General features: G+C 49.1%; 10 protein-coding genes. 7 read left to right on the top strand and 3 right to left on the bottom strand.

Annotated features, from left to right (window positions below):
* Window positions 1–196 precede the first annotated feature (196 nt).
* Both VFS25_RS23485 and VFS25_RS23480 read left to right on the top strand, forming a co-directional pair.
* On the top strand, window positions 197–853 hold the full coding sequence (locus VFS25_RS23485) for a hypothetical protein (RefSeq protein WP_326464622.1): 657 nt from the start codon (window positions 197–199) through the stop codon (window positions 851–853).
* Between the two features lie 60 nt (window positions 854–913).
* Complete coding sequence (locus VFS25_RS23480) at window positions 914–3940, top strand: DUF2723 domain-containing protein (RefSeq protein ID WP_326464621.1); 3027 nt, start codon at window positions 914–916, stop codon at window positions 3938–3940.
* Between the two features lie 193 nt (window positions 3941–4133).
* Here the strand turns inward: VFS25_RS23480 and VFS25_RS23475 are convergent, their stop codons facing one another.
* Together VFS25_RS23475 and VFS25_RS23470 are read right to left on the bottom strand one after the other, a co-directional pair.
* Window positions 4134–5279 carry a glycoside hydrolase family 88/105 protein gene (locus tag VFS25_RS23475; protein WP_326464620.1) on the bottom strand — a complete coding sequence of 382 codons (1146 nt, stop codon included), beginning with the start codon at window positions 5277–5279 and terminating at the stop codon, window positions 4134–4136.
* Between the two features lie 48 nt (window positions 5280–5327).
* Complete coding sequence (locus tag VFS25_RS23470) at window positions 5328–6380, bottom strand: phosphatidylinositol-specific phospholipase C (RefSeq protein ID WP_326464619.1); 1053 nt, start codon at window positions 6378–6380, stop codon at window positions 5328–5330.
* Between the two features lie 279 nt (window positions 6381–6659).
* Between VFS25_RS23470 and VFS25_RS23465 the strand changes: the two genes are divergently transcribed.
* The 5 genes from VFS25_RS23465 to VFS25_RS23445 all read left to right on the top strand — a co-directional run bounded on the left by VFS25_RS23465 (window position 6660) and on the right by VFS25_RS23445 (window position 15087).
* The gene (locus tag VFS25_RS23465) at window positions 6660–7445 is read left to right on the top strand and encodes an RNA polymerase sigma-70 factor (protein WP_326464618.1); all 786 of its coding nucleotides are present in this window, start codon (window positions 6660–6662) and stop codon (window positions 7443–7445) included.
* A 109-nt stretch (window positions 7446–7554) separates the two neighbouring features.
* The gene (locus VFS25_RS23460) at window positions 7555–8736 is read left to right on the top strand and encodes a FecR family protein (protein ID WP_326464617.1); all 1182 of its coding nucleotides are present in this window, start codon (window positions 7555–7557) and stop codon (window positions 8734–8736) included.
* Between the two features lie 266 nt (window positions 8737–9002).
* Complete coding sequence (locus tag VFS25_RS23455) at window positions 9003–12449, top strand: SusC/RagA family TonB-linked outer membrane protein (RefSeq protein ID WP_326464616.1); 3447 nt, start codon at window positions 9003–9005, stop codon at window positions 12447–12449.
* A 22-nt stretch (window positions 12450–12471) separates the two neighbouring features.
* Window positions 12472–14070: a SusD/RagB family nutrient-binding outer membrane lipoprotein gene (locus VFS25_RS23450; RefSeq protein ID WP_326464615.1), complete on the top strand. Its 1599-nt coding sequence runs from the start codon at window positions 12472–12474 to the stop codon at window positions 14068–14070.
* Between the two features lie 39 nt (window positions 14071–14109).
* Entirely contained in the window at window positions 14110–15087 is a 978-nt protein-coding gene (locus VFS25_RS23445; protein ID WP_326464614.1) for a DUF1735 domain-containing protein, read from the top strand.
* 511 nt (window positions 15088–15598) lie between these two features.
* Here VFS25_RS23445 and VFS25_RS23440 read toward each other — a convergent pair.
* Window positions 15599–16282: a GIY-YIG nuclease family protein gene (locus VFS25_RS23440; protein ID WP_326464613.1), complete on the bottom strand. Its 684-nt coding sequence runs from the start codon at window positions 16280–16282 to the stop codon at window positions 15599–15601.
* Window positions 16283–16310: the final 28 nt, after the last annotated feature.

Below are 16310 nucleotides of genomic sequence, written 5' to 3'. Positions count from 1 at the left end.
TAAGCTGGCAATGGAGGCAGCTGAAAAAGAACTGAAGCGCAAAATGACCAAGGAGGAAGCGTTGCGTGAACTTATCGATGCTGGCATCCTGGACAAAAAAGGGAATTTTACAGCACCTTATAGTAACCTTGCGCGGGTAGTTAAAAAAGATCGCCGTTAAGTATTAGTTTGTTTGTACCCCATATAACTGTAGTGAATGTATGATGTTAAACCCAATCTCATCATCGGCTTCCACGGCTGTGATGCAGATGTTTGTAAAGCCCTGCTGAATAATCCGGACCAAATTAAGATCAGTAAAAGGCCTTATGATTGGCTGGGGCATGGCATGTATTTCTGGGAAAACAATTATGACCGGGCTTTTCAATGGGCATATGATAAACAGCAACGTGGCGCAATTAAGAAGCCTGCGGTAATTGGCGGGCTGTTGCAACCAGGATATTGTTGCGATTTTACGGAAACGAAATATATCGCAATGCTGAGCAGCTACCACAATGTAATGGCAAGACGGTATAAGCTATCAGGGGAAAAATTGCCCGAAAATAAAGACCTGCCGCACGATAAATATAAGGACAGGATTTTACGGGAGCTGGATTGCGCTACCATTGAATTTATGCATATGCGCATTTTTAAACGTGCACGGCTGGACATTCTGCAAAAGGGATTTACAAAGGAAAAACCCTTCGACTCCACCCGTGGCGTATTCACCGAAGGCGGCCCGGCTTTTGAAGGCGCCGGCCTTTTTGCCAAAAGCCATATCCAGCTATGCATCCGTAACCCCAATTGTATCAAAGGCTTCTTTCTGCCGCGCCGTGAAATTGATTTTCGCCCTCCCCCTACTTTAACATACTCTTAAGAAATTATGTTTTATTTTAATAGGGCACACCGCCCCTTTGCTCAATTAAACCCTGTTAACATGAATTTCATCAAGATCAACAACATTACCGGTTGGATTGTGTGTTTGATTGCGTGTTCCGTGTACCTGCTTACCATGGAAGCTACCGGCAGCCTGTGGGACTGCGGCGAGTTTATTGCCGCCTCTTACAAATTGCAGATACCTCACCCGCCGGGCGCCCCGCTGTTTGTGCTGCTGGGCCGCCTGTTCAGCATGTGGCTGCCGCCTTCAAAAGCGGCATTGGGCGTAAATGTAATGAGCGCCCTGGCCAGCGGCTTTACCATCCTCTTTCTTTTCTGGACCATTACCCACTTTGCCCGCAAGCTGCTGGTAAAGGAAGGCGCCATTATCAACGGCCAGCAGGTAGTGTTGATTATGGGCGCCGGTACAGTAGGCGCGCTTGCTTATACATTTTCAGACTCTTTCTGGTTTTCCGCCGTCGAAGGAGAAGTGTACGCCATGTCATCCCTGTTTACGGCGCTGGCTTTCTGGGCCATGCTTAAATGGGAGCAGGAGGCAGATAAGGCTTATGCCGACCGCTGGCTCATACTCATTGCCTATATCATTGGCCTGTCCATTGGGGTGCACCTGCTTAACCTGCTTACCATACCGGCCATGGTAATGGTATATTACTTCCGCCGCCACAAGCCTACGGTAAGGGGTACGCTGCTGGCTTTAATGCTCGGCTGCGCCATCACCGGCATGGTGCAGGTAGGGTTTATACAATACCCCGCCAAAGCCGCCGGCGCTATGGATGTGTGGTTTGTAAACTCACTGGGCATGCCTTTTAACAGCGGCTCCCTGTTCTTTGTAGCATTAATGGTAACCATGCTGGTGCTGGGGGTACGTTGGGCTAAACGTAAAGGCCATTATTTCACACGCCTGGCATTATTATGCACCATCTTTTTATTCATAGGCTACTCCACCTACATTACAACGCTGATCCGCTCCAATGCCAACCCCGGTATTGATATGTATAATGTTGACAATCCTGTGGCGCTGAAAGGTTACCTGGGCCGGGAAAATTACGGCGATTTTCCGCTGTTGTACGGGCAGGTGTTCACCGCCAAGCCCCAGGAGTATAAAGAAACCGGTAACCTGTACAGCAAGGGCGAACATAAATATGAAGTAACCGGCAAGCGTTATGACCCGGTGTACGACAGCAAAGACATGATGCTGTTTCCCCGCGTATGGGATAACTCCAACGACCAGGGGCATGCAGATGCTTACCGGCAGTGGCTGGGACTGGCCGAAGGGCAGCAACCCACGTTTAAAGATAACATCCGTTATTTCCTGGGCTACCAGGTGAACTTTATGTACCTGCGTTATTTCATGTGGAATTTTGTTGGTAAGCAAAACGATATACAGGGCTTTGGGAATGTGCGCGATAGTAACTGGATATCCGGGGTGCCTTTTGTAGATAACCTGCTATATGGCGATCAAAGCAAGCTGCCGGACAGCCTGAAAGAGAACAAGGGGCACAATACCCTGTTCTTCCTGCCGTTGATACTGGGCATACTGGGATTGCTGTATCATTACAAGCAACGGAAAAAAGACAGCCTGGTAATAGGGCTGCTGTTCTTTTTTACAGGACTGGCCATTGTGCTGTATATTAACCAGCCAGGCAATCAGCCGCGGGAAAGGGATTATGCATATGTAGGCTCTTTTTATGCATTTGCCATCTGGATAGGGCTGGGCGTACTGGCAGTGCACAGCTATCTGCAGCGCCGGGCAAGATTAAAGTTCGTATATGCGGCACCGGTAACCCTGCTTGTTTGCCTGCTGGCAGTGCCGGCTTTAATGGCCTTCCAGGAGTGGGATGATCATGACCGCTCCCAAAAAGTGCTGGCCCGCGATATTGCAAGGGACTACCTGGAGTCCTGCGCGCCCAACGCCATCCTGTTTGTTGCCGGTGATAATGAAACTTATCCTTTATGGTATGCGCAGGAAGTAGAGGGCATACGCCCGGATGTGCGTATAATACATACCAGCCTGCTGAGCGCCGACTGGTACATTGAACAGCAGCGCAGGCGCGTAAACAAGGCCGGCGCACCGGTGGCTATGAGCTGGCCGCAGGAAGCCTATAAAGGCGATCATCACAGCTATGTGATGTACCACGATGCCGGTATTTTCCCGCAGAATAAATTCTATAACCTCAAAGAAGTGATGGCCTTTATAGCCAGCGATGATGAGCGCGCAAAGCTGCTCACTACCAGCGGCGAATTACTGAACTACCTGCCCTCCCGGCAGCTGTTCATACCGGTTGATAAAAAAGCGGTGCTGGCCAATGGTACTGTTGCGCCAAACGACAGCGCCCGTATTGTACCGCAGGTAACCTTCAGCATTAGTAAGAACGCGCTGTTTAAAAATGACCTGGCCATGCTGGATATTATTGCCACCAACAACTGGCAGCGTCCTGTTTATTTTGCCAACCCGTTTATTCCGCGCGGCACCGGCCTGGATAGCTACCTTGAAAGTGAAGGCATGACGTACCGCCTGGTGCCGTTGGCGCCGCCTGCCGATGATGCGGCTGCCGCGGTAGATGGCGTACCGGTGAACACTGGCAGAATGTATGATAACGTAACAAAGAAGTTTGCTTTCTGCGGCGCCGATAAAAAAGGCGTGTACTTTGATGAGCCTAACCGCAGCATGCTGCTGCAGCTGCGCGCTACCTACACCCGGCTGGCCATAAGCCTGGCTGCAAAGGGAGATAAAACCCGGGCGCTGCATGTGCTGGACACTATGGACCGTAACATACGGGAAGATAACTTTCCCTATGGCATGACCTCTTCCGGTAACATACATAACATGAATGCCATGCAGGTAGCTTATGCTTATTACCTGGCAGGCAACCCGGAAAAGGCAAACAACATTTCCCAAAAGATCATAAAAGATTGCCGGCAGCAAATAGCCTATTATGAGTCGTTGCCGGACGATAAGCTTACCAATGACCTGCGGGCCGATTACCAGCGCGCAACAGAATATATTATTCCGCAGCTGCAGAAAATGAAGGCTGTTTTTGGCGGCAAGCCAGGTAAGCTACTGTAATAAGTAATAAGTAAAAAGTAAAAAAGCAAAAATTAAAATGGTGGTATGATCCATTTTAATTTTTGCTTTTTATTTTTCGTGAGGCTCACAATTTCTCACCTTCACGATACCGCTGCACAACGGCCCATTACCGGTAGACTTCATACAGCACGCAAAGCCACGAGGTTTTTTTTAAATTTTTACTTTTTAACTTTTACCTTAACAACGCCGTAGCGCACCACAGTACAGGCGCCTGCCCGTGCAGGTCGCCGGTTATACGGCCACGGTCCAGGTAATACTGGTGGTCGTTCTTTTTATTGGTGCCCTCGCATACTTCGCGGATATTGTTGTTTTCATCAATGTACGAGATCAGCGCCAGCCATGCCTTACGGGCTGCGGGGCCATAAGTGGCCGCATCCAGCCAGCCGTTCTTTACCCCGGTGATCATGGCAAAGGTGAACATGCCGGTGCAGGAAGTTTCGGGCCATGAGGTGCTGTCATCCACCAGCTGCCGCCACATTCCTTCTTTAGACTGGTATTTTAATAAAGACGCCATCATGGTTTTATAGCCCTGCATAATACGGGCGCGGTGCGGATTGCTCTCAGGCAGGGAGCGCAGCAGCTCGCTCATGCCGGCAGCCATCCAGCCATTGCCGCGGCCCCAGAAATAGGGTACATCCGGCGCATGGTAAAACAGGCCGTTGGGCCGTTGCAGGCTGTCGAGATACATTACCATCTCTTTGGCTGCGCGCTCAATATATTTGGCGTCGCCGGTAGCGCGGTAGGCCTGCGCCTGCACGGCGGTAATCATGTACATATCATCAATCCATAAACGGGTTTGCCAGGTGTAGCCCTTGTTGTACCAGTCTAGGGCCTGCGGGGTGGCGCGTTTGCCTTCCGGCGCGTTCCACTGGCGGTCGGCTATCTGCCGGCCCAGGGTCAGGTACCGCTGGTCTTTGGTTTGCATATACAGCTCCAGGGGTACCGCGCCAAACACGCTATAATCCACATGCACGGCTTCCGGCACCATAGATGCCTCCGTGGTGAACAGCGGCTCAAAACGCTGCTCCAGCTTATTTAACAGCGCTTTATCCTTTGTTACTTTGGCAAAAGTAAGTGAGCCGTACCAGGTGCAGGTTTCGGGGTAAATAATGTATTTAACAGGGCCGTGTCCGAAATTGCCGTGCGGGCTTTCAATAAAGTGCCCGGCTATACGTTTGCCAATTTCCTGCGGAGTGCTGCCTTTGGGAAAGTTTTTAAAGTAAGCGTTGGCTTTTCCGGATTGGGCGCTGGCGCCGGCGCTGAGCGTTGCAGTGAAAAATAGAACCGCCATAAGGCGGTACAGGGTGGGTTTTTTCATAATCGTGTTAATTTATTAGCTACAACAAGATAATAAAAGTCACGGCTTTTATTCATTGTTATTTAGCACGTATACGGGTGTGGCGGAGCTTTGGCGGGCCTCCTGGAAGTTGGTGCCGATAATGAGCGATGCTTTGGCGGCATCGGCAAAGTCCATGGCAATAATGCCAAAGCGGCCACGCTGGTTGGCGGTAAAAAACCGGACAATATGCTTGCCCATGGCCATAGATACTTTTTTGATATTGGGTATGCGCAGCAGCGTGCGGGGTTTGTAGCCGCTCAGGAAATTAATATACAGCGCCTCTTTATGCACAGCGCTGGCCTCTGTAAGCAGGGCAGTGCTGTTGCTCCATTTAACCCGGTTGCGGGGCACCCGGTACTCATCCTGTATACGCAGCGGCGTAGGGCCGTTAGTGATGGTAAAAGTGCGGTTACGGGCCCACGCGGTAGCGTCAATACCTTTATTGCCGTGTTGTGCGGCAAAGCGGCGCAGCAGCACAATTTTGCCCCGGGCTTCCTCCAGCGCAGGCACTTCGGGCTGCAGGTACCACCGGTTTGCATACCGCCTGGCATAAGCATCAAAGGTGGCTTCAAAGGTGCGGGTATTACCGGCGGGGGTATATTCTTCCTTAATGCTCATAATAATGCACTCTCCCGGATGCCGGTCCAGGAAGGCGATACAGGCATGCATTACGGAGTCAAAATCCAGCCGCTGGTACACCATGCCGTGGTGAATAAGAAATGTATTATCAATGTGCCGGCAGCGGATATCCAGGAAACGGATGCCGGCATTCAGCTGCCCGCTGATGCTCAGTGTCTGGCATTTGGCGGTTTTGCCAATGCGCTCATAACGTGCGCAGGCATTATGGGCGCCGGGCAGCGAAAGGCTGGTAAGGTTTACATTACCAGGCACCATTTCCATCCAGTTGCTGAGGGGTATACGCGCCGGGTAAGCAGTGGTGGTGGCTTCAAAGGAGGCGGCGTGTTGAAACAGCAGGTCCGCCGCCGGCTGCGTTTCATAAATAGGTAACGCTCTGGTACAGCCAAACATCAATAACATTACTGCCACGGCAATAACAGCAATGAACGTTTGCTTTTTCATAGTAGCAGTTGTAGGTTTCACAAAATTACATGCAGCTGGTTGTTTAACCAGCAGTTGCTGCATGGTATAACAATTTGGTAATACTATTCTGTATTTCCCATAACACTTTTGTTATTTGCAAAGGGCGCGAACGTATTTAAAAGGAAAAAAAGTGCGATTTATACGAATTTTGACTGAAAACCGACAAATTTTCTAGTAATTTAGTTCCAGCAGTTTCCCGGGAAGCTTACATCACCGGTGGATGCATAATGAGCGCCACAGACAAAAATGTATAGGCAAGTGTATAAAGTAAATGTAGGACGTTCCCATGCAGGCAGTACGGGTTTTCCAACCAGGCAGGAGGAACCGAATGAAGTAAACGAGCTGTCAGTACAATTGAACAAGGCTGCTTTTACAGGGCCTGCCCGCCAGGGGGAGGAGCAACGTGAAAGCCTAAACCGTCGCAACAAACATCTAACGGGTGAAATGCAACAGAGCACCTATAATGAAACCGAACTGTTTAAACAGATAGCCGGGGGAGAGGAACCTGCTTTCCGGCAGCTGTTTGAAATATACAGGCACCGGCTCTTCATTTTTGCCTACCAGTTATCACACTCCACAGTAGATGCAGAAGAGATTGTACAGGATATTTTCCTGAAACTATGGGAAAACAGGGCGCAGCTGGCGCTTGTCAGCTATCCCCGCAAGTACATTTATACCATGGCGCGCAACCGTGCGCTGGACCTGCTTTCTGCCCTGGCAAGAGATAAAAAGGCAATGCAGGCGGTGTGGGCCAATCTTTCGCCATTGCAAAACATAACAGAAGAAGTGCTGCAGGCCCAGGAAAGCCAGCGCCTCATACATGAGGTAATAGCGCAGCTGCCTGAGAAAAAGCAGGCCATTTTCTGGCTCAGCCGCCGGGATGGATTATCCCACCAGGAGATTGCCCGGCAAATGGATGTTTCTGTGCAAACCGTTAAAAATAACCTGACGGACATATTAAAATATATACGGCTGTACTTGTCGAGGCACGCACAGCTGCTGACAATTTTATGCTGCTGGATGCACATATTAAACCGGGTTTAGCGAATAAGCTGCAGCGCTTATCGCATGTAAATAAAAAATATGTTTAGTCAGCCCGGTACTATCCCTCCCTAAAACAGTCTGTATAATCAGAGTACAAAAAAGCCAACAAATGACGGGGATTTCCGACCGCCTTACCTATCTGTATAGGAAGTATATTGATGGATCGTGCACTGAAACAGAACTGCAGGAGTTTTTTGAATATGTCAGCAAGCCAGGCATGAGAGAAAAGCTCGAAGCGCTGGCCGATGCCCATTTGGAAAATATACATCCCGGGGCGGAAGAGCCGGCCATTGACTGGGACTATATGTATAACAGGGTTACCCGCACGGCTCCGGCCGGGGGTAAACGCAAAGTGAAGCAGTTATTGGCATGGCCCGCCATAGCAGCAGCCTCCATCGTAATTCTGATGGCGGCTACAGGGGTTTATCTACTACTGAAGGAAAAACCACATGAGCCGGAATGGACGCATAGCCGTTTTAAAAACGATATACCGCCCGGCAACAGCAAAGCGGTATTAACGCTGGCCAACGGTACTTCCATTGCCTTATACGAAGGAAACAGCGGTTTCCTTTCAGGCCTGGAAAAAACAAAAGGTTTGAAGCTGAACAGCGGGGAGCTGATATATCCTGCGCCGGGCAGCAATACCGGTAAGGCGGTATATAACACACTTACCACACCGCGGGGAGGCCAGTTCCGGCTGGTATTGCCGGATGGCACCAGGGTTTGGCTTAATGCGGCATCGTCTATCACTTACCCTGTTGCATTTACCGGCAGCAGCCGTAAGGTAACGGTTACCGGTGAGGTTTACCTGGAGGTAACCCCCGACACCGGAAAGCCATTTAAAGTAATTGTAAACGGAATGGAAATAGCCGTACTAGGCACCTGTTTTAACATTAACGCCTATACGGACGAACCAGCCATCAGCACTACTCTTTTGGAAGGGGCAGTAAGAGTAAGCAGGGGCGACAATACACAGGTGCTGCAACCGGGACAACAGGTACAGCTGTTAAAAGACGGCACTTTCCGCCTCCAGCAAGATACCGACACCTCCGCCGTTACCGCCTGGAAAAACGGCATGTTTGCCTTTAATGATGCAGATATTGCCTCCATCATGCGGCAGGTGAACCGCTGGTACGATGCGGAAATTGTTTATACCAGCAGTGTAACGCAGCACTTTATGGGCTCTATACCCAGGGATGTACCGGTGTCAAAGCTGCTAACCATGCTGGAGCTTACCGGGCGGCTGAAATTCCGGATAGAAGGGAGGAAAATTTTCGTAACACAACCGTAATAGATACTATTGAAAGATAGCAACGAACTAAACCAAAGTAATCAACCGTGAACCGTTAAACTAATTGAACGTCATCTTTCAACCGTTAAATTTATCCGTATTGGACTTGTTATTTTTTTCACCTTAAAATGCTAGCTTATTAATGTAGAAACAACAAAATGAATACCCTTAAAGGCTACAGGAATGTTGGTCGCATTCCCATATACCTGTGGGTGATCTAAACCATCGTGTTCTGAACATTTATTAATCAACCAAAATCTAATCTAATGATCTTCGCCGTCTGGTGCAGAGGCAGGCTTGTTACACCATTCCTGTCACTTGTATTATTACTTGCTTTTTGCCTGCCCGTAAGCGCCGGCAATTCACAAAACATTACGCTTTCTTTCAAAAGCATTTCCCTGGACAGGGCTTTCAAAGAGATACAAAAACAAACAGGATACTCTTTCCTTTATTCAAGGGAAGACCTGGAAAAAGCAGCACCTGTCAACCTGGAAGTAAAAAATGTAGATCTGAAATCCGTATTAAAGATCTGCTTCCAAAAACAGCCCCTTACCTACAATATTGTAGATAAGGTGGTAATTGTAAAAGGGAAACCAGCCACCACCAATGTCACTAACCTGGCGCCGCTGCCGGTAGCTGTTGCGCCAGTAAAAGGCGTGGTAACCAGCTCCGATGGCGGCCCTATACCGGGCGCCGTTGTGCAAATCAAAGGCAAAAACTCCGGCACTGTTACTGATGGTGAAGGTAAGTTTGAGCTGAACGTACCTGCTGGCACGGTACTGATTGTGCGCTCTGTGGGTTATGAGCCGCAGGAAGTAACGGTAGGCGGCGGTGAGCTGCATATTGTGCTGAAAACCAGCAGCAGCATCCTGGAAGAGGTGATTGTAACGGCAGGCGGTATTAAATCCAAACGCCGTGAGATAGGCACTTCCAATACCGTGGTTAAAGCGGAAACCCTGATATCAGGTAAAGCGGTGAATATAGCCGGCGGCCTGCAGGGTAAGGTGCCTGGTTTGCAGATCAATGCCACCAACGGTGGTGTAAATCCCAACTACCGCCTGATATTAAGAGGCCAGCGCTCCTTAACCGGTAACAACCAGGCGCTGGTGGTGCTGGATAACGTAATTGTACCTAACACTGTTTTAGGGCAATTGAACCCGGAAGATGTGGAAGAGCTGACAGTGCTGAATGGCGCGGGCGCTGCTGCATTGTACGGCTCCCAGGCTTCTAATGGCGCCATTATCGTAACCACCAAAAAAGGTAAAAATGGTGTTACTGCAATTAAGGTGTCCAATACTACTACCGTTGAATCAGTAGCCTACTTCCCCAAACTGCAATATGGTTTTGGCGCAGGCGGCAGCTCCTACGGCTACGACGTTAATGGCAAGCCACTGTTCTCCAACCTGGAAAACCAGTCTTACGGTCCTGCGTTCGATGGTAGCAAAGTGCCCCTGGGCGAGCCGCTGGAAGATGGCAGCCAGGACTCTGCTTACTACACCGGTAATACAGCCCATAACAACTTCTGGCAGCATGGCCTAACCAACCAAACGGATTTCTCCGTTACCAATGGTGACGATAAATCTACCTTCTACCTCTCCGGCCAGTATGTTACAGTAAAAGGTACAACGCCTAAAGACAAATACAACCGCGCTAACCTGCGCGCCAATGGTACCCGTAAAATAGGCAACAAAGTGAATGCTATTTATAGCATCGGCTATACGCAAAACAGGTGGGATATTACCACCCAAACTGCCAGCATGTATGCTAACATGCTGAACATGCCCCAGAACGTGGATATTACCAAGTATAAGAACTGGAGAACCGACAAGTTCGCCAATCCTAACGGGTTCTATAACCCATGGTACCAGAACCCTTACTTTACGCTGGATAACAACCGCTCCAAAAGCCGTAATGATTATCTGACCGGTAATATAGAGTTAAGGTATTCGCCTGTTGACTGGATTGACCTGACTGCGCGCCAGGGTATATCTACCCGCAACTACTCAGCCAAATCAACGGTTGGCGCATTTGATTACACTTCATATGCTGAAACCACCAGTGGCGCCAAAACAGATATTTCTGCTTCTGTTGTAGATGAAAGCGGTTACCTGACTAACTTGTTAACAGATGCATTTGCACAGTTCCGTAAGGAATACGGCGACTTTAGCTTTAACCTGATTTTAGGCGGCCAGTGGCGCCAGGACCAGGCTAAATATGTATCTATCGGTGCAAACGGCTTAACCATTCCCGACCTTTACAATACGGGTAACACCACCACTAACCTGTTGGGCGGCGAAAGCAACTACACGGCCCGCCAGATAGGCGCCTATGGCGACTTCCGTATTGGCTATAAGAACTTCCTGTATTTACATGCAACCGGCCGTAATGACTGGGTTTCTATCCTGAACCCTGAAAACAGGTCTTTCTTCTATCCTTCAGTGGACGTTTCCTTTATAGCAAGCGACGCTATTACTGCTATAAAACAAAGTAAAACCATCACTTACCTGAAATTAAGAGGCGGCTGGGCAAAAGTAGGCCAGGTGAACCTTGGCAATGCGGCCGACTTTGGCGCTTACTACCTGCAGCCTACCTTTAGCCAGGCCAATGGTTTTCCTTACAGCGGCGTAGCCGGTTACACACTGAACGGTACTTTAGTATCAAAGGATCTTAAGCCCGAAATGACCAAAGGTTACGAAATGGGTTTTGACATGAACCTGCTGGACGACCGTATTACTACCAGCGTTACTTATTACAGCACCAAAACTAACAACCAAACAGTAAATACTACGGTATCTACAGCTACCGGTTTCTCTTCATACCGTGTAAACAGCGGTTTAACCACCAGCAGCGGTGTGGAAGTGAACGCGCATGTAACACCTGTTAAAACATCCAGCCTGGAAGTAACCGTAGGCGGTAACTATACTTACCTGGATAACAACGTAGACAACATCAGCGCCGACCTGCCCCGCCTGTCAATAGCTACCTATAGCAATGGCACCGGTTCATATGCCGTAGCTGGTTACGCCTTCCCGGTTATTATGGGTAAAGACTACAGCCGTGATCCGGAAGGCCACGTGATTGTAGACCGCATTACCGGTATTCCCAGGACTGATGATACTATTAAAATACTGGGTAATGCTACCCCCCGCAACCGCGTGAGCCTGGACCTGAACGTACGCTTTAAGCAGTTCCGTTTAAGCGCGCTGTTTGAATATCGTGGCGGTTACATGGTGTATAACAACATGGGTGGTGAGCTGGACTGGGCCGGTACCGGTATCAGAACCGTAGCGTTCAACCGCGACCGCTTTGTGTTCCCGAACTCCGTGTATGAAGATCCTAACCATCCGGGCGAGTACATTAAGAACACCAACATTACCGTAAATAATGGTAACGGTAACTCAGGTTTCTGGACAAACGATGAGAACCGTACCGTAGCCTCCAACTACCTTACCTCCGGTGATTTCTGGAAGCTAAGGGAAATATCACTGGCTTACGATGTGCCGGCGTCGGTGCTTAGCAAGATCAAAGCTATTAAGGCGGCCACTATCAGCGTGCAGGCGCGTAACCTGTTCGTATGGCTGACCAAATCAAACTATTATACAGATCCTGAATACAGTGATGCCGGTAATGACAGCAACGGTATAGGGCTTACCGGCCTGGGTCAAACGCCGCCGTCACGCTTTTACGGCGCTACCGTATCATTGACATTCTAACTGTATCTTAAAAATCAGAGAAATGAAAAAACGCTTATTAATATTTATATCCGTAGGACTGGTGTTGTTGGGTAGCTCCTGTAAAAAATACCTGGATATCAACGCTAACCCGAACCAGGCTACATCCGGTACGCCGGAAACCGTACTGCCCCAGGCGATTGTTTATACCGCAGCTAATGTGAGCTCATTTAACAACTATGGCTCACAGCTGGTTGGCTACGCAGCCAACGCTGGCGGCTATGGCGGCTTTGGCGCTGCGGTTACCTATAACTTCAGTAACGCTACCAGTGCCGGCCTCTGGTCATCTTCTTATGATGTGCTGGAAGATTTTCAGTATGTACTCAACCAGACAGATGCACTGGCGGATTATGGCTACTTTAATGCCGCTGCCCGCATCATGAAAGTGTTTAATTTTCAGATGCTGGTAGATACTTATAACGATGTTCCGTACAGGGAGGCATTAAAAGGTATAGACGAGCTTACGCCTGCTTATGATAAGGCGGAGGACATTTACAAAGATCTGGGCATTCAGCTGGACTCCGCTATTGCGCTTATTAACGCAACACAGACCGAGCAGGATGAAAATTCTACCAACAACGTAAAAGACCTGGGTAGCGCCGATCCCCTGTTTAAAGGAGATATGGATAAATGGAAGCAGCTGGCTAACACCCTCAAGCTCCGTTTAATAATACGCGCGGGCGGCAAGGTAGCTTTTGCCAATACCTCTTTTGATGAAGCAGGGTTCCTGACTACTGATGCTATTGTTAATCCCGGTTATGTACGGGATAATAACAAGCAAAACCCTGCCTGGAATACCTGGGTATTCAGCGCTACCGGCAGCGCCGGTAATAAAGCCTGGATACCTACCAAGTGGATACTTTCTTTTTACAATGGCCAGAAGTTGGATGATTACCGTGGGTATGCTATCTATTACCAGTTCCCGAGCACGGCTGCAAACCAGCTGGGTTTTGAAAGCAACAGCGTGCCTTCCTGCCCTGCAGGCAGCGCCTGGCTGTCTACCGCCAATTCCGGCAGCAGCAGGTCAAGCACCAGCGCAGGCGCCAGTATTGGCATTTTCAAGGACCCCACTTTCGGAGAGCCCTTGCTGTTAGCTGCGGAAAGTTACCTGCTTCAGGCAGAAGGCGTGATAAGAGGTACGATTACCGGTAATGCAAAAGCATTGTTTGATGCAGGTGTGCTGGCCTCCTTTAAATACGATTACATGAAACCGGATGGTACTTTTGAAACACCCAACTGGGATCCGGCAGTTGACTACCAGGCATACCTGGACAACAATCCGGACAGCTACCTGGTGCATTTTGACCTGGCAACAACACAGGCCCAGCAGATAGAAGCCATTATCACCCAGAAATATGTTGCGCTCAACTTCATACATGGTCATGAGGCCTGGAATGAATATCGCAGAACACATTATCCGAAGATCACAAATGGCTCTTCCGATCCGGTACAAACATTTGCTTCTACACAATCTATCAGCACCCGCCCGGACAGGCTGCCTACCAGGCTGCTGTACCCGAATACGGAGTCGTCTAATAACGGCACTAACATGCCCAAAGGTATCAGTCCTTTTACGTCACTTATTTTCTGGGCCGCAGAGTAACGAAGGATTGTGGAGTTTAAACAATAAAAAAAATTACGGATGAAATATATTATTGAGAAAGTGTCGCTGGCCATGATGGCACTGGCATTTACTTCTTGTCTGAAAGACCACGTTGCGCTGGATCCTGGCCAGTCAAATAATGTGGTGGAATTTGAAAATACAGGTTCTGTTGTATCTCCGGTGGATGCTGTGGTGCCGCGGTTTTCAGTAGACCTGGGCAGCCTGGGCGAAGGCGACTCTGCCAAAATCAATTTAAACCTGAGCTATTCGGGGGCCGATATGGCGCCGTCTGATATTACGGTTACACTGGAGGTTGATACGGATGCATTGAACGCATATAACGCAGATCAGGGAACGGATTATGTGGCGCCCCCTGCCAGCGTATTCCGCCTGCCTTCCAGCGCTGTTATTAAAAGCGGTACACAGAAAATACAGGTGCAGGCCACCATTATCCGCAGCAGCGATTTTGATTTTGACGCAAACTATGCATTGCCTTTAAAGATAGCATCTGTTTCAACCGGCATCATTAGCGGTAACTTTGGTAAAGCGTTGTATTCTTTTGCCGTACGTAACAGCTATGATGGCGTATATACCGTAACCGGCGATATGGTTGACTATACAAACGGCACGCTCTGGGGCTATTATCCTGTAGAGGCTAAGCTAATTACCTACACGGGGAACTCTGTTGCTTACTACGACGATACTTACGCCCATACATACGGGCATCGTATTAAAAGCGGCCCTGCCGGCGGTCCCTTCACGGACTCCTACTACGGTAACTTTAGCCCGGTATTCTATTTTGATGCAGCCGGGAATATTACGTCAGTAACCAATTATTACGGGAAGGATGCCGGCGCCACCAAACGGAACGCAGAGCTGGACCCTACCGGTGTTAACAAACTTACCTGGGACGCAGATGGTAAAGTGGCTTACTTTGAAGTGAGCTATTTTATGACGGAGAATGGCGCAGTAAGATGTAGTTTCAAAGAAAAGCTTACCTATAAGTCACCGAGATAAACAAGCGCAGTTTTCCAACTGGTGCTTAAGCAAATCTGGGAGCTAGGTTGAGGCTTCCGCATAAGCGAGCATGTAGCCCCCGGTAACGCGGGGGCTACACTGTTTTTATACCTCCTAAAAAAAATCCCACCCGCTTTACAGCGGATGGGAATGACCAGCGATGTTGGTCGCATCACCAGCCTGCGGGTAAGCTACATCGTGTTCTGAACTTATTAGTCACCCAAATCAAAAGTAGGAATTTAACCAGTATTCCATTTGGGAAACCGCCCTTTTTACAAAAGAGGCTGGCAGACTGGCCGGAGCGCATTGTATTGCCTGCGTAGAACTACGTATACCTATCCCTGTTATTCATAACATCTGATGAATATATTATTTAAACCGCAAGGCAGCCATGCGGTACGGTGTTCATTGCTTTATACGCCATTCTCTTACTGCTGCGGGCAGGGACTGTGTAAATTAAAGAAGTCCGTAAACCGGGCGGGTTACCCCCGGGGAAGTGCAGCGGGGAAAATCAATATAGCTGGTTGCGTAATATACGCTTGATCATTTGTACCGTTGTGCGGTTGGTTTGGCCTTTGTATTTCTCCAGCACTTTCCTTTCGCTCATGCCGGCGCCCAGGTCGCTCACAATATGCCGCCAGTGGCCCAGCAATTCAGCGTTGGGCGTACGGTATTGCAGCAGTCTTTTTACCGTGGTAATAACAGTTGTGCTAACAGTGCCGTCATACAGGGCAAATACTTCATCCACGCTCAGGCCCAGGGTAAGATCGTCGGCAATACGGGAGTAGTCGTGCAGGTATTTTTCATTGGCTTCCATCACCTGCAGCATGGGGTTGCTGCTGTATTGTATGTGGGTATGCTTGCTGCGCTCCCGCGGGCGCTGTACCCGGGCAAAGCCACGGGCAAGATTGTCGCATATCACCAGGTCGTTGGGCTGCAGTTCAAACCATTCGCCCTTTACCCGCTTGTGCTGGAAAGCCATGTGCAGGTTGGCTTCCAGGGCATCCATCTGCGGGGTGATGTACTGGCGTACCAGGCGGAAAACAATGGGCAGGTGAGTATGATAGGAAGAAAGCCTTTTTTGCAGATCCTGTGTTTTGCCGATCTTGTAAAGGTTCTTCCCGGTTTTCAGTACATATACGGAATTTCCATTTTGTACCTGCTCCATGTACACGAAAATAAAATAAATTATCATTTTGAAAAATGATTTAATGATCGGCGTA

The organism is Chitinophaga sp. (genome assembly GCF_035761305.1).
GTDB lineage: Bacteria > Bacteroidota > Bacteroidia > Chitinophagales > Chitinophagaceae > Chitinophaga.
The sequence above is the reverse complement of the archived record's forward strand: the minus strand, read 5'-3'. Positions and strand labels throughout refer to the sequence as shown.

Coding starts and splice junctions, on each gene's coding strand:
- VFS25_RS23485 (WP_326464622.1), top strand. CDS start 197: ATGTATGATGTTAAACCCAATCTCATCATCGGCTTCCACGGCTGTGAT.
- VFS25_RS23480 (WP_326464621.1), top strand. CDS start 914: ATGAATTTCATCAAGATCAACAACATTACCGGTTGGATTGTGTGTTTG.
- VFS25_RS23475 (WP_326464620.1), bottom strand. CDS start 5,279: ATGAAAAAACCCACCCTGTACCGCCTTATGGCGGTTCTATTTTTCACT.
- VFS25_RS23470 (WP_326464619.1), bottom strand. CDS start 6,380: ATGAAAAAGCAAACGTTCATTGCTGTTATTGCCGTGGCAGTAATGTTA.
- VFS25_RS23460 (WP_326464617.1), top strand. CDS start 7,555: ATGACGGGGATTTCCGACCGCCTTACCTATCTGTATAGGAAGTATATT.
- VFS25_RS23455 (WP_326464616.1), top strand. CDS start 9,003: ATGATCTTCGCCGTCTGGTGCAGAGGCAGGCTTGTTACACCATTCCTG.
- VFS25_RS23450 (WP_326464615.1), top strand. CDS start 12,472: ATGAAAAAACGCTTATTAATATTTATATCCGTAGGACTGGTGTTGTTG.
- VFS25_RS23445 (WP_326464614.1), top strand. CDS start 14,110: ATGAAATATATTATTGAGAAAGTGTCGCTGGCCATGATGGCACTGGCA.
- VFS25_RS23440 (WP_326464613.1), bottom strand. CDS start 16,282: ATGATAATTTATTTTATTTTCGTGTACATGGAGCAGGTACAAAATGGA.